Raw genomic sequence first — 18,897 nt, 5'->3', positions numbered from 1 at the left:
TCGCTTCAGCGCGCCGCCTCGAGTGCTTCAGCGGGCTGCAAATCGCCATCATAAAGTGCGCGGCCGAGGATTGAGCCGGAAATTTTGCGCTGACTTGTATGGGCCCTCAGATCATGGATGTCCTGAACCGAGGCAACTCCGCCGCTGGCGATCACCGGGATCGAAACCGCGTCGGCTAGCTCGCCCGTGAACGCGACATTCACGCCGGTCTTCATGCCGTCGCGCGCAATGTCGGTCACAATCAGGGCCGCGACGCCGCAGCCTTCAAAGGCTTTGGCGAGATCGACGGCCTTCATATCAGACGTTTCGGCCCAGCCTTCGACGGCGACCATGCCGTCTTTGGCATCAATCCCAACGACGACTTGGCCTGGAAGCGCTTTCGCAGCGGCTTTGACCAAGGCTGGGTCTCTTAGGGCTACTGTGCCTAGAATGACGCGCGAAATACCAGCTTCCAGCCACGCATCAATGTGCGCACGGGTGCGAATGCCGCCGCCAAGCTGAACCGGCACGTCGGTTGAGGCGAGGATCGACTTTACGGCGTCTGTGTTCGCGCTTGCGCCATCGAAAGCGCCGTTCAAGTCGACCACGTGAAGATACTCAAATCCGGCGGCTTTGAATTTTGCGGCCTGATCGCCTGGATCAGGATTGTATTGCGTCGCCTGGTCCATCTCGCCGCGCAAGAGCCGGACGCATTGACCGTCTTTAAGGTCGATGGCGGGGTAGAGCTTAAATGTCATGACGGGGTCCAGAGCACAAAATTAGAAAGCATTTGCAGACCAACCCGTTGGCTTTTCTCGGGGTGGAACTGGGTCGCAAAGATATTGTCGCGCGCCACCGCGGCGATGATGGTTTCGCAATACTCGGTTATTGCCGCCACATCCGTTTCGGCTGGATTGCGATAGGCATAGGAGTGCGTGAAATAGACGTGCGGGTCTTCGCCGAGGTCTTTCAAGATCGCATGATCTTGCCGAAAGCTCAGCGCGTTCCAGCCCATATGCGGTACAGCGAGCCCATTGCCAGGATTAATCCGGTCGACATCGCCTGGGATCCAATCGAGCCCTGGCGTCTCACCATCTTCGAGGCCGCGCGTCGCGAGTAATTGTTGGCCAACGCAAATGCCGAAAAAGGGCACGCCGCGATCAATCACCGCCTCGGTCAAGGCTTCGACCAGGCCATCATGCTTGCGCAAATTCGCGGCGCAGTCGGCGAAATGCCCGACCCCTGGCAAGACGATCCGGTCGACATGCGCGATTGCATCTGGATCTGCCGTGATGCGTATTTCGCGCGTCTTTTTGGCATTGTTGGCGGCCACCCGCAGGGCGCGTGCGGCGCTGTGCAAATTGCCTGATCCATAATCGATGAGCGCGATTGTCTTCATGGCGCTGGCCTTAGCGGAGACAGCGACCCACGAAAAGAGCCCGAAGTGGAGAAATGCTGCGTTTCGCGACGATAGTCTGGTCATTTATCCGCACACTTGGCAGGAGAGAGCATCTATTCATGCACGAGCTTAAAGGGCGCAACTCATGTCACTTCCCGATACCTATTTGCAAATGGTCTCCACCCTCACCGAAGAGGGCACGCTTCGAATGGAGCTGGTGGAAAAAGAAATGCCTGAACCAAAACCAGGCCAGATCATTGTCCGCGTCGAAGCGACACCAATTAATCCGTCAGATCATGGCGTGATGTTTGGCTGGTCGAATATGGCGGCGGCCAGTAGCTCTGGGTCTAGTAAGGATACCGTGCTGACGGCGCCAGTGCCAGAACAAGGCATGCGGATGATGAAAGCCCGAATTGGCCAAGCGCTTCCGGTTGGCAATGAGGGCGCTGGGACTGTGGTTGCCGCAGGCGAAGGCGACTATGCCCAAAGCCTTGTTGGCAAAATCGTCGCCGTCATGGGCGGCGGCATGTATGGCGAGTATCGCGCCGTTGATGCGATGATGGCGCTGCCGCTTCACGAAGGGAATACCGCAAAAGAAGGCGCGTCTTGTTTTGTGAATCCATTGACCGCACTCTGCTTCCTTGAGACGATGCGCATGGAAGGCCACACAGCAATTGTACATACAGCTGCTGCGTCAAACCTGGGCCAAATGCTCAACCGCATCTGCCAGGCCGATGGCGTGGATCTGGTCAATATTGTTCGCAAACAAGAGCAAGAAGATCTGCTGCGCGGCATGGGCGCGAAATATATCGTGAACTCCAGCAAAGACAGCTTCATGGCCGATCTGATCGACGCCATTCACGAAACTGGCGCGACACTTGGCTTCGACGCCACCGGCGGCGGCAAGCTCGGTTCCGACATTCTGACCGCAATGGAAGGCGCTGCGGCGCGGACACCAGGCGCTTACAGCATTTACGGCTCAGTCGCGCATAAACAGGTCTATCTCTATGGCGGGCTCGACACGTCACCGACCACGCTCAGCCGCGGCTATGGCATGGCGTGGGGCGTTGGCGGTTGGCTCTTGCCAAACTTCCTCGCCAAAGCGGGTCAAGACGTGGCGATCCGCTTGCGCCAGCGCGTAGCTGACGAGCTGACAACGACATTTGCGAGCAATTACACCGATGAGCTGTCGCTCTCGGAAGCGCTACAAGCGGATGTGGTTGCGAAATACAATGCGAAAACGACCGGACAGAAATACCTGATCTGCCCCCAAAAGCCGCTTTAAAGGCTGCCTTTAGTGCTGGCGGCGGCCCCGGCGAGTTTTGCGTCCGGGGATACCGCCATGCGCAAGGCGCGCGCGACCGCTTTAAAACTGCTCTCAGCGATATGGTGATTATTCTCACCATATAGGTTTTCAATGTGCAGACACATGCCGCCATTGCCGGCAAAGGCTTGGAAGAATTCTTTGAACAGCTCGGTGTCCATGTCGCCTATTTTGTCGCGCGGAAAATCGACTTTCCAGACAAAATACGGACGTTTGCAAAGATCGATGGCGGCCCGGCTGAGGGTTTCATCCATCGGTAGATAGGCATGGCCGTAACGTGTGATACCAGCAAAATCGCCAAGCGCCTCTTTAATCGCTTGGCCGATGACGATCCCAGTGTCTTCTACAGTGTGGTGGCCATCAATGTGCAAATCGCCTTTGGTGCGAACCTTCAAATCGATGAAGGAATGGCGCCCGAGCGCATCCAGCATATGATCAAAAAAACCAATCCCGGTTGAGATATCCGTCTTGCCTGAACCATCTAGGTTCAGGGTCACCGTGATATCGGTTTCCTTGGTCTTGCGCGAAACTGTAGCGATTCTGTCCGTCATGGCGGTCCAAATAGGGTTTAATTTCTTTGTCGGCTAGCACAGATCTGTTCACGACTCCCTAAACAATTGGCGTCAGAACAGATCTTTGAGGGTCGAGTACGGGATAAAGGTTGCCGGTTTGAAACCAATTCGGGCACTTTCGAGATCGTTAGCGCGGGCGAGCTTTGCCAATGTCTTGACATCGGCCGCGATGCTATTGGGCGGTCTATTGTCTGGGATTTTCACCGCCTTCTATTTCAATCAAGCCTATCACGCCTATGAGATCAGCTCGCTTGAGAATGGACGTCAAGTCGCTCAACTGATCACCGAAGAGCTGGCGCAAAACGAAATGAACGCGATTGATATCGCGATGACCAATACATTGTCAGATCGCGCAATCTTGCTCAGTACAGAAGGCGAAGTTCTCTCTGGCAGCCTATCCGCGGCCGCTGACAAATACGCACGCTCCTACCCGCTCACCTCTCAAGGCACTTTGATCGGCACTTTGGTCTATGCGCCAAGCCTACCATTTGAGCCGCCTATTCCGTATTGGATCGCCTTCCTGATCTGCCTCGGCGTGACGCTGATCTCCGGCATCACGATGCGGTTCTTTGCGCTCACGGTTGTGGATTATGTCGGCCAAGTTACCCGATTGGTCGGCGATTATAGCCTGGTCGATAATAGCCGCCAGAAAGTCTCCAAATTTGCCTTTGCAGAATTCCGGCAGCTCGCCCTTGCGACGACCCGTGCGACGCGTCGGGTGTCAAAAGAGCTCGAAACGCTCCGCGCGACGGCTCGGCTGGACGAGCGTACGGGCCTGATCAATGAACCGGCTTTTCTCGACGAGCTAAAGCAAGCCCTCCAATCCCTCGTTCCCGGTGCGCAAACCGTGCTGGTCACGATTGAGGTTCAGCCGCAACTCCAACATTCAGAATCGATTAGCCTGAACTTGCCTTCTGAAGCCTACGCTATGGTGTCAGAGCGGTTGCAAATGTTCGCGTCGCAATCGGCGATGAAACATGGGCATCAGAAAAGCGATTGGATTCTTGGTAGCTTGTTCTCCGAACAATTTGCGCTGTTGATCAAAGGCGGCAGCTCAAAGGATGAGATCGCCGCGATCATTCGCGAATTGCTCGGCGAGTTCCGTGTGCCGCTGCAAATCAACGGACAGTCTTTGCCAGTGGTGCTGAGCGGCAGCATTGTTTTGGTGCCGCAGGATGGCGACTCACTTAGCAAAATTATGGACCGCGCCCAGGCGACGATCGATGATCTACGCCTGAAATCGCGGTCTGGATTTGCATTCTACTCGCCCAAGCTTGAGCGCCAACGCGACGCAAAGCTGAAACTCGAAAGCGAGTTGCGCCAAGCGGTCCAAGAAGATCGTTTCGTGCCGCTCTTCCAACCGAAAATCAATTTGAAAACGGGTGAGATTTGCGGTGCCGAAGCCTTGGCCCGCTGGCAATTGGAAAATGGCCGCCTGGTTTCGCCCTCTGTGTTTATTGAGCTTGCAGAAGAGTCTGGTCTGATCGGACAGATCGGCGATCAAATCATGCACAAGGCTTGCGTCGAGGCCGCGAAATGGTCCCGCACAGGCTATCCGGTCAGCGTCGCCGTCAATGTCTCCCCCAAGCAGTTTGAGGATGAAAATCTCGCCGAGACGATCTTGGACGCGCTTGCAAAAGCCGGATTGTCGCCGCGCCAGCTCGAGATTGAAATCACTGAAAGCCTCGCCATCCAACAACCGGAACGCGTGCGGGATGTGCTGGAGCCTCTTCGCCAGCTCGGTATTAAACTCGCCGTTGATGATTTCGGCACCGGCCACTCCAACCTCGCCGTGCTGACCCAGATCGATTTTGACGTGTTCAAGATTGATCGCCAATTCTTGATGGGTACGCCGCAAGACACGCAGGCCAATGCGATCGTCGATATGATCCTGTCTATGGCGACGACGCTTGAGATGACAATTGTCGGCGAAGGGGTCGAAACCGAAGAGCAGGCGGCCTTCCTCTACAACCGTCACTGCGATATCGGTCAGGGCTTCTTGTATAGCCCGCCCGTTTCAGCTGTCGCGTTTACAGAAATGCTGAAAACTCAACCCTTTATGCTGAAGAAAAAGTCCGCCTAATTTGCGGAATGAGATCGCAGGGCTTGTCTTTTCGTAGATTCTCAGCCATTTAGAGTTTTATGATAAACGATAAATCCGGAATCGGACCAGAGTGGCACGGAACGACCATTCTAGCCGTCAGAACTAATAAACACGTAGCCATGCTGAGCGATGGGCAAGTGTCCATGGGCCAGACCGTTATGAAGGGCAATGCCCGCAAAGTGCGGCGGATTGGTGGCGGCGATATTCTGGCAGGTTTTGCCGGTGCGACGGCCGATGCGTTCACGCTATTCGAACGCCTAGAGCAGAAACTTGAGCGCTTTCCAAACCAGTTACAACGCGCTGCGGTAGAGCTCGCCAAAGAATGGCGAACCGAGAAATATCTCCAAAAACTCGAAGCGCTGCTAATCGTGGCCGACAAAGAAACGACGCTTGTAATCACAGGATCAGGCGATGTGCTCGAGCCGGAATATCCGGTCGTCGCGGTTGGCTCGGGCGGCAATTACGCGCTGTCGGCGGCCCGGGCTTTGGTCGATTATGAAAAAGACGCGGAAACGCTTGGCCGCAAAGCCATGGAGATCGCCGCCGATATTTGCGTCTACACAAATGCCCATTTCACAGTGGAGGTCTTAGATGTTTGATCGCACGGATCTGCGGGCCGCGGTTGGCGCCAATATTATCAGCGCAGACCAAGCCTCTCGATTGGAAGCTTTTCTCCTGTCACGCAAAGATGATGGCGTCGGCAGCGAGCAGATTGGGCAAGAGAACCTTCGCTTCTTGGCCAATTTCAATGATGTTTTCATCACGCTCGGCCTGGTAATTCTGTTTATCGGGGTAACGACCTTCGTGACCATGATGGCCGCGCCCATGCTCGCCGAAGGGGTGATCCTGGCTGGGGTCGTGTCAGCGCTGATCGTGGGCGGCTTGGCTTGGGTCTTATTGGAGTATTTTTGTGGGCGCCGCCGATTGCTCCTACCGAGCATGGCATTGACCCTCATATTCTCGCTCTTCGTCTCGCTTGCAGTCACGGTTTTTGCGGCCAGTATGATGGGCATTGATCCAGAATATGAGCTGTTCCAAGTCTTCTCGACCACCGGGCGTCTGGGGGTCATTGGCTTCTTAGCCGGCGCAGTTGCTGCTGGCACGGTCTATGCCCGGTTCCGGCTACCCTTCTCGCTGGCTGTTGTCGCGCTCGGTGTAGCCGGCGCGGTCTATGTTTTCCTCGGCTTCTTCGGCAATAGCGGCTGGCTGATCGGCGGCGCAGGCTTCTTCTTGATGGGCCTCGTCACGCTCGCGGCAGCGGTGTGGTATGACATGAAAGACCCCGAGCGGATCCGCAAAGCCTCCGACAATGCTTTCTGGCTCCACCTGGCTGCGGCCCCGCAAGTGATTATCGGGGTCAGCACAATGGTCACGGGCTCTAACATATTTGCCGGCTCAACCAGCGGCACTGACAATTCAACCCAAGGCCTGACATTGCTCGCCGTTCTATTGACGATTGGTGTCGTGTCGCTTGCCCTCAATCGCCGGGCCTTGATTGCGGCAAGCCTTGTGACCTTCATCGTCACGCTCAGCTTTGTGCTGAGCCGAGCAGGCTTAGACGCTTCCAACATTTTCATCATGGTGACGATTTTGATTGGCTCCGGGGTTGTGCTGCTTGGTGCGGGCTGGAAAACCGCGCGCAGAGCGGCGCTTGTAATTTTCCCCAAAGGCGGCACATGGAACCGAGTGTTTCCACCTGAACCTGCTTAGAAGGTCTGCATGACTGAATTGACGCCAGCCGAGATTGTCTCGGAGCTAGATCGCCATATTGTTGGACAACAAGATGCTAAGCGCGCTGTCGCGCTGGCTTTGCGCAATCGCTGGCGCCGCAAACAGGCGCCAGAAGGCCTGCGCGAAGAGATCACGCCCAAGAACATTTTGATGATCGGGCCAACCGGCGTCGGTAAGACCGAAGTGTCTCGGCGATTGGCAAAGCTTGCCAATGCGCCATTCCTAAAAGTCGAAGCGACGAAGTTCACCGAAGTGGGCTATGTCGGCCGCGATGTAGAGCAAATCGTTCGCGATTTGGTTGAAGCGGCGATTGGCATGCTGCGCGATCAAAAGCGCAAAACGGTCGAGGATCAGGCGCGTGATACGGCTGAAGAGCGTTTGCTCGATGCTTTGGTCGGCGCCGACGCACAATCTTCCACCCGTGAAGTCTTCCGCCGCAAGCTGCGAGACGGCGAGCTCGACGACAAAGCCGTGGATATCGATCTGGCCGAGTCACAGGGCCCGATGCCGATGATGGATATTCCTGGTGGCGGTGGATCGATGGGAATGATCAATCTCGGTGATATGCTGGGCAAAGCCATGGGTGGTCGAACCAAACGCGTTCGGACCACGGTGCGCGAAGCCTATCAGCCGCTGATCGACGAAGAAGCTGATAAGCTGATCGATGAAGACACAATTGCCCGCGAGGCCGTGCGTGCGGTTGAGGAAGACGGTATCGTGTTCCTGGACGAGATAGACAAAGTCGCTGGCGCCTCTGGCCGGTCCGGCGCGGATGTCAGCCGCGAGGGCGTGCAGCGGGATCTGCTGCCGCTGATCGAAGGCACAACCGTTTCGACCAAGCGCGGTCCGGTCAAAACCGACCATATCTTATTTATTGCTTCTGGGGCGTTCCACGTCTCCAAACCGTCTGATCTCTTGCCAGAGCTACAAGGCCGCCTACCAATTCGGGTCGAACTGACGGCCCTGTCGCGAGACGATATGCGGCGGATCTTGGTTGAGCCGGAAGCCTCGCTCATCCGTCAACATCAAGCCCTGATGCAGGCGGAAGAAGTGGAGCTGACATTTGAAGAACCTGCCATTGATGCGCTCGCGGACTTGGCCGTGAAAGTCAATGATAGTGTCGAGAATATCGGCGCGCGCCGTCTGCACACTGTGATGGAGCGGCTATTGGACGAGATCAGTTTCACCGCGACCGACCGTAAAGGCGAGACCGTGACGATCACAGAGGACTATGTGACCGCGCAATTGTCTGACCTGGTCGGCAATGCCGACTTGTCTAAATTCATTCTTTAGTCGCTTCAGTCGACAAATGTACTGATTGGTTTGGGCGCGCCGGGCGTCGCGATGGGCTCGCGGCCGCGTTGTGCGATCAAGATCCCGATCAGGATCAAGAAGCCGCCGCCTGCCTGCAGAGGCGCGAGCGGTTCATCAAAGAGCTGCCAAGAGATGGCCGCCGCCACCACCGGCTGCACCAGAACCAACACGCCCGCAATGGCGGCGCGCGTATGGCCGAGGCCTGTCACGATAAGGCCTTGCCCGGCAATCTGAACGGTAAGCGCCAAGAAGAGCGGGACAATGAACCCTGACAGATCCGCTGGGAGGAAGCTTTCTCTAAAGCCGAGCACGAGCACTCCGGCGATGCCAAGCTCGACCACGGTCAGCCAAAAAATTGTCTCCATACCGCCAAGGGTTCGGCGGGCAACTTTTGAGGCGACCAGATAGCCTGAGACCAAAACGGCAGCGCCAAGCGCCAGAAGATCGCCGCGCAAATCTGCTTTTCCCTCAGCCCCGCCGCCCAAAGACAGTGCTGCTGCGCCAACCAGCGCGATCAGGACGGCCAATCCCCAACGCCAAGTCGGGCGTTCTTTGAGGAAAATCCAGGCGGTAATGCCGACACAGATATTCCCCAAATTCACGATGAAGGTTGAATTGGCGACCGTCGTGAAAGTCAGCGACCAGTGCCAAAGGCCTATATCAAGGGCGAAACAGGTGCCCGCGATGATGACAACGGCGTTTGGCTTTGCCGGTAAGCGCCGCTGAACCAAGATGACCAAGAGAAACAATATGGGCAGCGCAAACGCGTAGCGCCAAAACGCGATCGCTTGCGGTCCGAGATCATCTAAGCCCAGCCGCAATCCGATCGGCGCCATACCAATACAAATCCCGCCGGTTAAGACCATTGCGGGCCCAAACCAACCGGGCATCGGTTTCGGAGAATTCAGTTCCGTCATTTACGCAAATCCCAATTGTGCGCGGATCTCAGCAGGCGAGATACCATCTGCTCGAAGGCTGGCAATGGAGGTGCTCTTCTGTCGTTTAGACAGTTTCTGACCGTCATCGTCTAGCAGGAGGGCATGGTGCTGATAGATCGGTTGCGGCCACCCCATCAAGGCCTGCAAGAGCGTGTGGATATGCGGCGCATCAATCAGGTCTTCGCCGCGGATGATATGAGTGATGTTTTGCAGCGCATCATCATGCGTGGCGGCGATATGATAGGCGCTTGGGCTGTCTTTTCGCGCAATCACGATATCGCCATGCGGGGCTGGATCGGCGGTGCGCGTAACCAATCCATCTTGGGTCATCTCTTTGTAACTGAGCTCTAAGTAAGTCTTTCCCAAATGCGCCCGCGCGCGATCAAGCGATAGCCGCCAAGCATAGGGCACGCCAGATTCAAGCAGGCGCGCTTCCTCGTCTGCCGCGTGCGGACCCGGGCGTTGCGGCTGGTCCAAATCTGCGAGCGCCGCGCGGGTCCTGAAGCAGCGATAAGCCAGCCCCATTTCATTTAATCGATCAACGCAAGACTGATAGGCGCCAAAATGCTCTGATTGGATCCGCACTGGCTCCGGCCAGTCGAATCCGAGCCAGCGAAGGTCTTCGTAAATCGCGTCCGTATATTCAGGTCGGCAGCGCGTTGTGTCGATATCTTCAATTCGCAACAGCACCTCACCCCCAGCTGCCTCAGCGGCGCGCCAGACGTGAAAAGCCGACAGCGCGTGTCCCAAATGAAGAAAATAGGTGGGAGAGGGCGCAAAGCGGGTGCGAAAGACGCTCAACTGTGACCTCCTCGCCCCGACTCCTAAGGGAATCGTGACCTAGCAGTCATTTTGCATTGCGAGAATGCCTCCCCGTGGGGTATCGACGTCACAGTTGTGTAATTCCAGGCCTAACACTCATGCCCGAACAGCTTTCTCCTCTGATCGAGTGGTTCAATGCCACGATCGCCGGATCGGCGCTGTGGAGCGGATTGGGCCTTCTCGCAGTCAGTTTCGTTGCTTTATATCTGCTCATCTTGGCCGTCCGAGGGATCACCGCCTTAGTCGGCTTGATCATGACTCATCTAGCAAGCCGCAAGCGGCGGTCGACGCAAGGCTTTGGATTAGCGATCTCGCCGCTCTCTGGTCCCAAAGGCCGGCAGCAGACCAAAGCGGTCATTTCGGCTCTGGAAACGCATCTTGAACAATTCATGTTCGGCTCGCCGTTTGAGATCGTCCGTGCCCCAAAATTGCGGGCACAAGGCGCCAAAGGGCTGCGCGCTGCAGCGACAACCTGGCTCGAAAAGTCTTCGACGGATTTGATCGTGTGGGGCTACCGTCCGAACGGTAAAACAGAGGCTTCGCGCGTTGAAGTTCTGTCTTTAGGCGGCTCGCTACCGCCAAGCGATGCGATGCATTCCGAAGGCCTCTTGCCTTTCGTCACAAGTGCTAACCAAGAATCGACCTCGCGCACCATCGCCTATTTGATCGCCCGCGCCTTGCAGCCGGGTCTCGGCGACGGCTCTGCCTTCCGCGCTGATAAGCTGGCGCCGGTTGCAGACATAATCATGTCCTGCCTGCAGGATGAGGACGCTCTGCCGGCGCGAACCCGCAATACGCTAGAAACCGATTATTGCTCCATGGCGCTGGCGCTTAACACCGAAACCCACTTGACCCGCGTGGTCGAACTCCGTCGGCGCCGCCTGGCCGGAGACGAACCGCTTGCCCCGGCTGCAGAAGTCCAAGCTCGGATTGATCTCGGTCGCGCGCTCTTGCTGCTCTCAAACTCAAATTTCGATCCGGTTCGCGTGCGCGAAGCGATGGATCATCTGAAAGTTGCCGTCGAACGACTGCGCGCCGATCCGATCCTGCAGCTGGCCCAGCAGACCAATCAGGCGGTTCAGCAAGGCCAAGAGATGCTGTCAAACCGCAAGCGTTTTTCAGTCACCGGCGGTTCAACCATCTAGTCGAGCGCGTGCGCGCCGGGCATTGGGCAGGTCACACCAGTCCCGCCAATTCCGCAATACCCCGCTGGGTTCTTCGCCAGATATTGCTGGTGATAATCTTCGGCTGGATAGAACGCATCGAGCGGTTTGATCTCAGTGGTAATCTCTCCGCGGCCGGCGGCGCTTAAGGCCCGATTATAAGCGTCACGGCTGGCGATGACCGCCGCCATATCGCTCGCATTCACTGTATAGATGGCCGAGCGATATTGGGTGCCAATATCATTGCCTTGACGCATGCCTTGGGTCGGGTCATGGCTTTCCCAAAACATTTTCAGCAAAGCATCCAGCGACACAATCTTTGGATCATAGACGACGCGCACCACCTCCGTGTGCCCGGTTTTGCCTGAGCAAGTTTCTTCATAGGTTGGGTTCTGCGTGTAGCCGCCCGCATAGCCGACTTGGGTGACGTGGACGCCCTCAATCTGCCAGAACACGCGCTCTGCGCCCCAGAAACATCCCAAGGCGAAGACAATTTCGCCGAAGCCTTCAGGCACCGGCGCGTTCAAGTCTTGGCCATTGACGAAATGTGTATCGGCCGTCGGGATCGCCATGGCGCGGCCAGGCAGAGCCGTTTCGCGTGTGGGCAAATCTAAAGGTTTGCGAGAGAAAAGCATGTCGCCTCCATGAGCCAGTTCGACCCTCAATATGGGCCATGTGCAGCCAACTGCAATGTCCTCTCTTGCGATATCGCCTCCCTCCAGTATACAGCCCGGCTTATGGTGAGGTGGCCGAGTGGTCGAAGGCGCACGCCTGGAACGCGTGTAGGCGGTATCCCCGTCTCCAGGGTTCGAATCCCTGTCTCACCGCCACTTTCTAGGATTTGCTCTGACTAGCCTCGTTGCAATCACAAGTTTCGGGTAGCGTTTGCATTCGATCAGAGTTACCGGGACGCATGTCTTCGAATCTGCGCCTCGGATTTCTGTGCTGTCTCGGATGTTACACAATCTGGGGGTGTTTGCCGCTTTATTTCCGGGTCTTGGATCACATCGCGCCTGAAGAAATGTTGGCGCATCGGATTATCTGGAGCGTGCCGACAGGCCTGATCCTCATTCTCATTGCGCGCAATTGGTCTCAGCTGAGTGCGGCTTTGACCCGGCAGCATCTCCTGTGGCTCGGGATCTCGGCGCTTTTGATCGGCGCCAATTGGCTCGTCGATATTTGGGCGGTGAGCCAAGAACGGGTGATGGAGGCGAGCCTTGGTTACTATATCAATCCGCTGGTCAATGTGCTGATCGGCGCCGTGTTCTTTTCTGAACGATTACGACCCGCCCAATGGATCGCAGTTTTGTTGGCGGGCGTGGGTGTGGCGGTGATGACCAGCGCGCTTGGATATTTACCCTGGGTGGCGCTGGTCTTGTGCTTCACCTTCGCGTTTTACTCTGTCATTCGCAAACAAGTTCAAGTCGACAGCCGCGCCGGATTTGTTGTTGAAGCCGCGCTCCTCGCGCCGCTCGCCCTAATTTGGCTCGGTTGGTTTGTGGGCCAGCCTGAAGGTCGTTTGATTGGTGATGGCGGGTGGGACATTCCGCTGATCCTCGCCTCTGGGCCGATTACCGCGGTTCCGCTGATCTTATTTGCGATTGCCGCAAAAAGATTGCGCCTCTCAACCATTGGGATGATGCAGTATTTGGGGCCGACGCTGCAATTCTCGATTTCGGTATTTGTCTTCAAAGAAGCCTTTGGTCTGATCCACGCCATCGCTTTCGCGTTTATCTGGACGGCGGTGCTTGTGTTCACCATTGATAGTCTGATGGGCGAGGCAAAGGCGCGGCGTTTGGCGCGCGCGGCCGCCTCAGTGCGCTAAAGAAAAAGACCCGGCCAAGGCCAGGTCCTGAAGTAAGTAAGTGGAGATTACTGAGTTTCCAAACTCAGACCTTACTCAGCAAGGCTCGTGCCAGAATGTGAGAACACAATTACCGGTAGAGTGCGATTACAAACAACCATAAACCGCCTGCAGCAAGCGCGTTGCTCTCGGATCGGCCTGGAGGCTGTTCGATTGGCGGTTCATCACATAGGCAAGGCTGAGCCCGCGATCTGGATCGCCGAGCGCTAAAGACCCGCCCCAACCCGAATGGCACAAAGTCTCGGGGTTCGGGCCGTATAGGCCAATATTATTGCGCATCACACCGGCGCCAAATTCAGTGACATAAGGCAAGACGAGATCCTGGCCCTTCACGCGGCTCTGGATGAGTGCTTCGAAGGCCGCTTCTGAGATCACACGCTTACCTGCCAAATGTCCTTGGTGGGCATAAATGCCGTAAAGTTGTGCCACCGCTTTCGCCGTTCCGATCCCATTCGCAGACGGGATTTCGATCTCGCGCCAAATCGCGCCGCCGCGATCTGGAGAAGCCCATTTGGTTAGGAACGCCGCGCGGGTCGCGTCATTGATCTCGCCCAAATCAGGCAGCGCGCGCGGCCGCATGATATCAGCCACTCGGTCATGATTGGCTGCATGTGTGCCGATCTGGAAGTCGATACCCGCGGGACCTGTAATACCTTCCCGCAAGATGGTTCCAAGACTTCGGCCATCGATCCGGCGCACGATTTCGCCGATTAAATAACCCCAAGTCAGAGGGTGATAGCCATGCTGTGTGCCAGGCTCCCAGAGCGGCTTGAGTGGCGCCAGCGCGGCTGCGCACGCGGGCGGATCAAGCCACAGGCCCGGATCGATCGGGTCGGTAAAGCCGGGCAAGCCGGCTTGGTGTGACACCAGTTCAGCAATCGTCACGGCGCCTTTTCCGTTTGCGCCGAACTCAGGCCAGAGGTCTGCCACGAGGGTCTCATATCCAGCCGGCAGAGCATCGATCACATGTGCTAAGGTCAGAGCCGCAATTGGCTTTGTCGTGGAATAGATCGGGACAATGGTTTCGGCGTCCCAGGTCTTCTCTTTGCGACGGTCGGCATAACCACCATGCAGATCGATGATCAGCTCGCCATCCAGGAATGCCGAGAAGCCAGCGCCCAATTCATCATCGGCAGCAAAATTTGCTTCGAATACGTCACGCACCGGCTCAAAGCCTGCGGCGACGTGGCCTGAGATTGGTGTATCGGTCATGTCTCGCTCCCAAGCTCAAGCCGCATTTCGGCACGCTTTAGTTCTTGTCCGTCCACTTTAACAATCTCGTGTTGAACCACCTCAAACCCCATTGCTTTAAAGGCGGGTTGAGCCATTAGGCTGGCATGGGTCGAGAGCGATGTCTCTCTGCCCGCGAGCGCTGCGGTTTTCACCGCATCGAATAGCTTCCGGAACAGGCCCTGGCCTTGGGCGGAGGGACGAATATAGGCGAAGTCGACATAGCCGCCTGGTTCGAGGCTCATAAATCCAGCGCGCCCCGACGCGTCATCAGCGACGATCAGCGTCTTACCGGACAGCCGCTCCGCCCAGGCCGGGCCTGAGCGCGGCGCTGGCATCCAGGCCTGCGACTGCGCCTCAGAATAGAGAGTCGGTCCATTATGGATCGCGTCATAGATGAGCTGCCCCAGCGCGTCATAATCGGCGGGTCCACCGGCTCTGATTTGCAGCGTCTCTGACATGATTGACCCCGGGCCAGTGGTTGATTTCATCTGCGCGAACGGGCAGTCCTGTCGCACTCTCTACTGTCCGTCAAGGAGCCTCTATGTCGACCCACGCCCACCGTCCGCGCCGCTCTTGCCTCTACATGCCCGGTGCCAATACGCGCGCATTGGAAAAGGCGAAATCATTAGCCGCTGATTGCGTGATTTTCGATCTTGAGGACGCCGTGGCCCCGGACGCGAAACTCGATGCCCGCACCGCCGTCACCGATGCGGTGAAAGCGGGCGGCTATGGGCCACGGGAAGTGGTCATCCGGATCAATGGGCTCGATACAGAATGGGGCCTCGACGATCTGAAAGCCGCTGTCGCCGCGGGCCCAGATGCGATCTTGGCGCCGAAAGTCATTGATGGCGGCGATATTGACCGACTCCATGATGCGATGAGCCGCGCCGGCGCCCCGGACGAAATGGGCTTATGGGTGATGATTGAGATGCCGAAAGCCATCCTCAACATTCAAGACATTGCGGAAGCGGTTGGACGCACACGCCTAACCGCCTTTGTCATGGGCACGAATGATCTCGCCAAAGAGCTGCGCGGGGTCAATGATCCGCCGGTTCGGACTGCGTTCCAGACCTCGCTTGGCCTTACAGTGGCGGCGGCGCGGGCCTATGATTTGCTCGCCATTGATGGCGTGTTTAACGGCATTGGCGATGAAGATGGCCTCACCGCAGAATGCGAGCAAGGTCGGCTCATGGGCTTTGATGGCAAGACGCTGATCCACCCGTCACAGCTCGCCGCCGCGAATACCGTCTTCGCGCCGGCTGAGGCGGATGTTGATCAAGCCAAAGCGGTGATCGAGGCTTTCGCAGATCCGGAGAATGCCGGCAAAGGCGTGCTGAAAGTGAACGGCAAGATGACCGAGCTCTTGCATCTCGAAGAGGCTCATCGGACTGTTGCAGTCGCCGAAGCCATTGCAGCGATGGGCAGTTAAAGCGGCGGGCACTGCGGCTATCTGCACATATCATTATGCAGATCTGCAGATAACGAGTATCTGCAGCGGATTGAACCTCGCCATCTACCCTAGATCGTGCGGGATGCTTCAAGAGCATTTGAAAGCCCGAACATGATATCCGAGTTTGAGATCGCTGCGCCGCTTGCCCAGGCGTTGGCCGATAAAGGCTATGACGCGCTGACGCCTGTACAGGAGGCAGTCTTGGATCCGGCTTTATCAGGTCGGGATCTGCTCGTATCGGCGCAAACCGGATCTGGCAAAACAGTCGCTTTCGGCCTGGCGCTAGCTGCGTCGATCTTGCGCGATGACCGTCTCCCAGACCCAGATATGCCAGCTGCGCTTGTGGTGGCGCCGACGCGCGAACTCGCGCTGCAAGTCACCAAAGAGCTGCAATGGCTGTTCGCTGCCGCTGGCGGGCGGGTCGCGTCTTGTATTGGCGGGGTGGATATTCGCGACGAACGCCGGGCGCTCTCGAAAGGCGTGCATTTTGTTGTCGGCACACCAGGACGATTGGTCGACCATATCCGGCGCGGGTCGCTGGATCTTGCCGAATTGCAAGCCGTCGTTTTGGATGAAGCCGACGAGATGATGGATATGGGGTTCCGAGAAGAGCTCGAATATATCCTCGACGCTGCCCCCGAAGATCGCCGGACGCTCATGTTCTCGGCCACAGTCTCCAAGCCGATCGCGAGACTGGCCGAGGCCTATCAAAATGACGCCGTGCGGCTCAATACGGTGTCGGCGGAATCGACCCATAGCGATATTGCTTATCAAGCGATGACCGTTGTGCCAGCGGACGTTGAGAAGGCGGTGATCAATACGCTACTTTTGCATGACGCGCCAAACGCCATCGTCTTCTGTTCGCGGCGAGATGCCGTCAACAAGCTCACCTCGCGGCTGACCAATCGCGGGTTTTCCGTGGTCGCCCTGTCTGGGGAGTTCAGTCAAAAAGAGCGCAGCAATTCAGTCCTTGCGATGCGCGACGGGCGCGCCAGGGTCTGTGTGGCGACCGATGTCGCCGCGCGCGGATTGGATTTGCCTGGACTCGATTTGGTCATTCATGCCGACCTGCCGCGCAACAAAGAAGGGCTTCTACACCGCTCTGGCCGGACCGGTCGCGCGGGCCGCAAGGGCGTTTGCGCGCTGATCGTGCCGGTGCGCGCCCGCCGCCGCACCGAGCGCCTTTTGCAAGATGCAAAGGTCGAGGCAGAGTGGCGCTTGCCGCCCTCGGCAGAAGAAATTGATGCTGCGCTGAACGAGAAATTACTGGTCAGCGATGTGTTCCAAACCCCGCCCGCGGATTCAGAAGCAGCGCTCGCTTCTGCCCTGCTCGAAAAATATCAACCAGAGCACTTGGCCGCCGCGATCATTCGCCTGACCCGCGCGACAGATTCTGCGCCTGAAGTGTTGCAGGACCCAGGCGCGCAAACACAAGGCCGACCACGTAAAGACCGTTATGACCCCGATCGCGATTTCCCGCGCGAAGATCGCCGTGAGCCGCGCGAGCATGGCGGTCGTCGAGGATCAGATTTCACAGACGGTCAATGGGTGAAACTCGGCGTTGGCCGTAAGAAAAAGGCCGATCCTAAATGGCTGATCCCGATGTTGTGTAAGTCTGGAGGCTTTTCCCGCAATAGTATCGGCGCGATCCGCATCGACCCGGATGCGACACATGTTGAGCTCAAGCCAGAGGCCGCGCAGAAACTGATCGAGGCGGCTGGCGATCGGCAGATTATCGATAAGAGCATTTGGGTCGGCTTGGCGGATGCGCCTGACGAAACGGCTCCACGCCCGAAACGGCGCGATACTGGCAAGAGCAAAGGCCCGCGAAAGGTTCGCCGTCCTGAAGATGACAAACCGAACGGTCAGAAGTTCAAAAAGAAGCGCACCGGACCGAAGAAACCCCGCGGTCCAAACGGAGAGAAAAAGCGCTCGAAAAAGCCCAAGACCCGACCTTAAGGCTTAACCTCGCCGGATCGCCCAATAGACAATATAGGCGGCGATGAGCTGTTCCAGCCAGGCCAGAGGCAATGCCGCCCAGAGGAAGCTGATGGGCGCCAATCCCACGTTCGCCACGCCGATCCAGAGCAGACCAAATACCGGGACGGTGAAACAGACAGACCCAAGCACGACATTTCGGATCGACGCGCCGAATTGCTGCAAATAGATCCAAAAGAAGCCAGTTGCCGCCAGGATTAGGATCGTGTCCCAGATTATCCAGGACGCGAAGATGGCGGGCGTCACAGCGGGGATATGATCGGCCTCTGGAAAGGCATCATGCAGCATTGGTTTCACCAGGCCGAAATAGCGCGCCACTTCGGATATATTGATCCAGATGAAATTCAGTCCGAGCGCCAGCCAAAACGCTTTCGGGACTTTGGATGTGAGCGATGTCGTCATGGGGCAATCCTCGTTTCCAATAGGTCGAGTAAGGTCCCCACATAGTCGCGCAGCTCACTGGCCTGATCCGTCGCTCGAGAGATCGACCACAGCCCTTGTGCCGTGAGGGTCAGAAAGGCACCGAGCGAGGCGATGTCTTTGCCTGAGAGATTTGGCGCAGCCGACCTGAGCGCGGTTTTGAACGCTTCCGTGAGGCGCTGATTATGCTCCGTCACTTTGGTAGCCACATCCTGATCGTGCGGCGCGGTTTCCGTCATTGCATTGGCCACGAGGCAGCCAGGTCCTGGCAGGCCCACACTCTCGGCCATATTGATTTGCGTCTAGAAATAGGCGCGAATGCCATCAAGCCCGGAGGCGCCGGTACCACCTGTCTCCATCGCCGCTAATGCAGGCGCGACCACCGTGTCCCGATAGGCGGCAAACCCCGCCAGGAAAAGCGCCCGTTTGCCGCCAACATCTGAATAGATCCCGTGCCGGCTAACGCCTGTGGCTTTGACCAAATCGTCCATGGATGTGGCGGCATAGCCATAATGCCAAAACCTATGCATGGCCGCTTCGACGAGCGCATCTTTGGTATGGGACTTGGGGCGGGGCATGTGGAAGA

At 57.2% G+C, this 18,897-nt stretch carries 20 protein-coding genes and 1 tRNA gene; 10 read left to right on the top strand and 11 right to left on the bottom strand.

Features of this window, described 5'->3' with window-relative positions; all coding sequences use genetic code 11:
- Positions 1–5: 5 nt before the first annotated feature.
- Together hisA and hisH are read right to left on the bottom strand one after the other, a co-directional pair.
- Entirely contained in the window at positions 6–737 is a 732-nt protein-coding gene (gene hisA / locus MY069_RS08625; protein ID WP_482796672.1) for a 1-(5-phosphoribosyl)-5-[(5-phosphoribosylamino)methylideneamino]imidazole-4-carboxamide isomerase, read from the bottom strand.
- Positions 734–1,378 carry an imidazole glycerol phosphate synthase subunit HisH gene (gene hisH, locus MY069_RS08620; protein ID WP_482796671.1) on the bottom strand — a complete coding sequence of 215 codons (645 nt, stop codon included), beginning with the start codon at positions 1,376–1,378 and terminating at the stop codon, positions 734–736. Before hisH ends, hisA begins: the two co-directional genes overlap by 4 nt.
- A 145-nt stretch (positions 1,379–1,523) precedes the next feature.
- Between hisH and MY069_RS08615 the strand changes: the two genes are divergently transcribed.
- The gene (locus MY069_RS08615) at positions 1,524–2,663 is read left to right on the top strand and encodes a zinc-binding dehydrogenase (RefSeq protein WP_482796670.1); all 1,140 of its coding nucleotides are present in this window, start codon (positions 1,524–1,526) and stop codon (positions 2,661–2,663) included.
- Here MY069_RS08615 and hisB read toward each other — a convergent pair.
- Positions 2,660–3,253, bottom strand: a complete 594-nt coding sequence (gene hisB / locus MY069_RS08610; protein ID WP_482796669.1) for an imidazoleglycerol-phosphate dehydratase HisB — start codon at positions 3,251–3,253, stop codon at positions 2,660–2,662. The two genes, MY069_RS08615 and hisB, sit on opposite strands and share 4 nt — an antisense overlap.
- Before the next feature lie 118 nt (positions 3,254–3,371).
- Here hisB and MY069_RS08605 point away from each other — a divergent pair, with 118 nt between their 5' ends.
- From MY069_RS08605 to hslU, 4 genes are read left to right on the top strand one after another with little or no spacing between them, the layout of a single operon-like run.
- Positions 3,372–5,357, top strand: coding sequence for a bifunctional diguanylate cyclase/phosphodiesterase (locus tag MY069_RS08605; protein WP_482796668.1), 1,986 nt, complete (start codon positions 3,372–3,374; stop codon positions 5,355–5,357).
- Between the two features lie 59 nt (positions 5,358–5,416).
- Complete coding sequence (hslV, locus tag MY069_RS08600) at positions 5,417–5,977, top strand: ATP-dependent protease subunit HslV (RefSeq protein ID WP_482796667.1); 561 nt, start codon at positions 5,417–5,419, stop codon at positions 5,975–5,977.
- Entirely contained in the window at positions 5,970–7,088 is a 1,119-nt protein-coding gene (locus MY069_RS08595) for a hypothetical protein (protein WP_482796666.1), read from the top strand. The genes hslV and MY069_RS08595 overlap by 8 nt, the downstream gene beginning before the upstream one ends.
- Before the next feature lie 9 nt (positions 7,089–7,097).
- Positions 7,098–8,402, top strand: a complete 1,305-nt coding sequence (hslU, locus tag MY069_RS08590; protein ID WP_482796665.1) for an ATP-dependent protease ATPase subunit HslU — start codon at positions 7,098–7,100, stop codon at positions 8,400–8,402.
- Between the two features lie 5 nt (positions 8,403–8,407).
- Here hslU and MY069_RS08585 read toward each other — a convergent pair whose 3' ends face one another.
- Both MY069_RS08585 and gluQRS read right to left on the bottom strand, forming a co-directional pair.
- On the bottom strand, positions 8,408–9,340 hold the full coding sequence (locus MY069_RS08585) for a DMT family transporter (RefSeq protein ID WP_482796664.1): 933 nt from the start codon (positions 9,338–9,340) through the stop codon (positions 8,408–8,410).
- Positions 9,341–10,162 carry a tRNA glutamyl-Q(34) synthetase GluQRS gene (gluQRS, locus tag MY069_RS08580; protein ID WP_482796663.1) on the bottom strand — a complete coding sequence of 274 codons (822 nt, stop codon included), beginning with the start codon at positions 10,160–10,162 and terminating at the stop codon, positions 9,341–9,343.
- 119 nt (positions 10,163–10,281) lie between these two features.
- Here gluQRS and MY069_RS08575 point away from each other — a divergent pair, with 119 nt between their 5' ends.
- Positions 10,282–11,328 (top strand): hypothetical protein, encoded by a 1,047-nt coding sequence (locus MY069_RS08575; RefSeq protein ID WP_482796662.1) that lies wholly within the window; start codon positions 10,282–10,284, stop codon positions 11,326–11,328.
- Here the strand turns inward: MY069_RS08575 and msrA are convergent.
- The gene (gene msrA / locus MY069_RS08570) at positions 11,325–11,981 is read right to left on the bottom strand and encodes a peptide-methionine (S)-S-oxide reductase MsrA (protein WP_482796661.1); all 657 of its coding nucleotides are present in this window, start codon (positions 11,979–11,981) and stop codon (positions 11,325–11,327) included. The two genes, MY069_RS08575 and msrA, sit on opposite strands and share 4 nt — an antisense overlap.
- Before the next feature lie 104 nt (positions 11,982–12,085).
- Between msrA and MY069_RS08565 the strand changes: the two genes are divergently transcribed.
- A tRNA-Ser gene (locus tag MY069_RS08565) sits at positions 12,086–12,176 on the top strand.
- Between the two features lie 83 nt (positions 12,177–12,259).
- Positions 12,260–13,171, top strand: a complete 912-nt coding sequence (rarD, locus tag MY069_RS08560) for an EamA family transporter RarD (RefSeq protein WP_482796660.1) — start codon at positions 12,260–12,262, stop codon at positions 13,169–13,171.
- A gap of 126 nt (positions 13,172–13,297) precedes the next feature.
- On the opposite strand, the gene MY069_RS08555 is transcribed toward rarD, so the two are convergent.
- Positions 13,298–14,422: a serine hydrolase domain-containing protein gene (locus MY069_RS08555; RefSeq protein ID WP_482796659.1), complete on the bottom strand. Its 1,125-nt coding sequence runs from the start codon at positions 14,420–14,422 to the stop codon at positions 13,298–13,300.
- Positions 14,419–14,901, bottom strand: a complete 483-nt coding sequence (locus MY069_RS08550; protein WP_482796658.1) for a GNAT family N-acetyltransferase — start codon at positions 14,899–14,901, stop codon at positions 14,419–14,421. Before MY069_RS08550 ends, MY069_RS08555 begins: the two co-directional genes overlap by 4 nt.
- An 83-nt stretch (positions 14,902–14,984) precedes the next feature.
- Here MY069_RS08550 and MY069_RS08545 point away from each other — a divergent pair, with 83 nt between their 5' ends.
- Together MY069_RS08545 and MY069_RS08540 are read left to right on the top strand one after the other, a co-directional pair.
- On the top strand, positions 14,985–15,872 hold the full coding sequence (locus MY069_RS08545; RefSeq protein ID WP_482796657.1) for an HpcH/HpaI aldolase/citrate lyase family protein: 888 nt from the start codon (positions 14,985–14,987) through the stop codon (positions 15,870–15,872).
- 132 nt (positions 15,873–16,004) lie between these two features.
- Entirely contained in the window at positions 16,005–17,852 is a 1,848-nt protein-coding gene (locus tag MY069_RS08540) for a DEAD/DEAH box helicase (RefSeq protein ID WP_482796656.1), read from the top strand.
- 3 nt (positions 17,853–17,855) lie between these two features.
- Here MY069_RS08540 and MY069_RS08535 read toward each other — a convergent pair whose 3' ends face one another.
- Genes MY069_RS08535 through MY069_RS08525 form a run of 3 tightly spaced genes read right to left on the bottom strand, consistent with a single transcriptional unit; the run spans position 17,856 to position 18,889 of the window.
- The gene (locus MY069_RS08535; RefSeq protein WP_482796655.1) at positions 17,856–18,293 is read right to left on the bottom strand and encodes a hypothetical protein; all 438 of its coding nucleotides are present in this window, start codon (positions 18,291–18,293) and stop codon (positions 17,856–17,858) included.
- Entirely contained in the window at positions 18,290–18,601 is a 312-nt protein-coding gene (locus tag MY069_RS08530) for a hypothetical protein (RefSeq protein WP_482796654.1), read from the bottom strand. The genes MY069_RS08535 and MY069_RS08530 overlap by 4 nt, the downstream gene beginning before the upstream one ends.
- Positions 18,602–18,613: 12 nt before the next feature.
- A complete protein-coding gene (locus MY069_RS08525) occupies positions 18,614–18,889 on the bottom strand; it encodes a TetR/AcrR family transcriptional regulator (RefSeq protein ID WP_482796653.1) in 276 nt (91 codons plus the stop codon).
- Positions 18,890–18,897 lie beyond the last annotated feature (8 nt).

This window comes from Hyphomonas sp. ske169 (genome assembly GCF_056850855.1).
Note: the sequence above shows the minus strand (reverse complement) of the source record. Positions and strands in the feature narration are given on the sequence as shown.

What these genes read in the sequence shown, in the direction of transcription:
- hisA (WP_482796672.1), bottom strand. Translation starts at nt 737, where the DNA reads ATGACATTTAAGCTCTACCCCGCCATCGACCTTAAAGACGGTCAATGC.
- hisH (WP_482796671.1), bottom strand. Translation starts at nt 1,378, where the DNA reads ATGAAGACAATCGCGCTCATCGATTATGGATCAGGCAATTTGCACAGC.
- MY069_RS08615 (WP_482796670.1), top strand. Translation starts at nt 1,524, where the DNA reads ATGTCACTTCCCGATACCTATTTGCAAATGGTCTCCACCCTCACCGAA.
- hisB (WP_482796669.1), bottom strand. Translation starts at nt 3,253, where the DNA reads ATGACGGACAGAATCGCTACAGTTTCGCGCAAGACCAAGGAAACCGAT.
- hslV (WP_482796667.1), top strand. Translation starts at nt 5,417, where the DNA reads ATGATAAACGATAAATCCGGAATCGGACCAGAGTGGCACGGAACGACC.
- MY069_RS08595 (WP_482796666.1), top strand. Translation starts at nt 5,970, where the DNA reads ATGTTTGATCGCACGGATCTGCGGGCCGCGGTTGGCGCCAATATTATC.
- hslU (WP_482796665.1), top strand. Translation starts at nt 7,098, where the DNA reads ATGACTGAATTGACGCCAGCCGAGATTGTCTCGGAGCTAGATCGCCAT.
- MY069_RS08585 (WP_482796664.1), bottom strand. Translation starts at nt 9,340, where the DNA reads ATGACGGAACTGAATTCTCCGAAACCGATGCCCGGTTGGTTTGGGCCC.
- MY069_RS08575 (WP_482796662.1), top strand. Translation starts at nt 10,282, where the DNA reads ATGCCCGAACAGCTTTCTCCTCTGATCGAGTGGTTCAATGCCACGATC.
- msrA (WP_482796661.1), bottom strand. Translation starts at nt 11,981, where the DNA reads ATGCTTTTCTCTCGCAAACCTTTAGATTTGCCCACACGCGAAACGGCT.
- rarD (WP_482796660.1), top strand. Translation starts at nt 12,260, where the DNA reads ATGTCTTCGAATCTGCGCCTCGGATTTCTGTGCTGTCTCGGATGTTAC.
- MY069_RS08555 (WP_482796659.1), bottom strand. Translation starts at nt 14,422, where the DNA reads ATGACCGATACACCAATCTCAGGCCACGTCGCCGCAGGCTTTGAGCCG.
- MY069_RS08550 (WP_482796658.1), bottom strand. Translation starts at nt 14,901, where the DNA reads ATGTCAGAGACGCTGCAAATCAGAGCCGGTGGACCCGCCGATTATGAC.
- MY069_RS08545 (WP_482796657.1), top strand. Translation starts at nt 14,985, where the DNA reads ATGTCGACCCACGCCCACCGTCCGCGCCGCTCTTGCCTCTACATGCCC.
- MY069_RS08540 (WP_482796656.1), top strand. Translation starts at nt 16,005, where the DNA reads ATGATATCCGAGTTTGAGATCGCTGCGCCGCTTGCCCAGGCGTTGGCC.
- MY069_RS08535 (WP_482796655.1), bottom strand. Translation starts at nt 18,293, where the DNA reads ATGACGACATCGCTCACATCCAAAGTCCCGAAAGCGTTTTGGCTGGCG.
- MY069_RS08530 (WP_482796654.1), bottom strand. Translation starts at nt 18,601, where the DNA reads ATGGCCGAGAGTGTGGGCCTGCCAGGACCTGGCTGCCTCGTGGCCAAT.
- MY069_RS08525 (WP_482796653.1), bottom strand. Translation starts at nt 18,889, where the DNA reads ATGCCCCGCCCCAAGTCCCATACCAAAGATGCGCTCGTCGAAGCGGCC.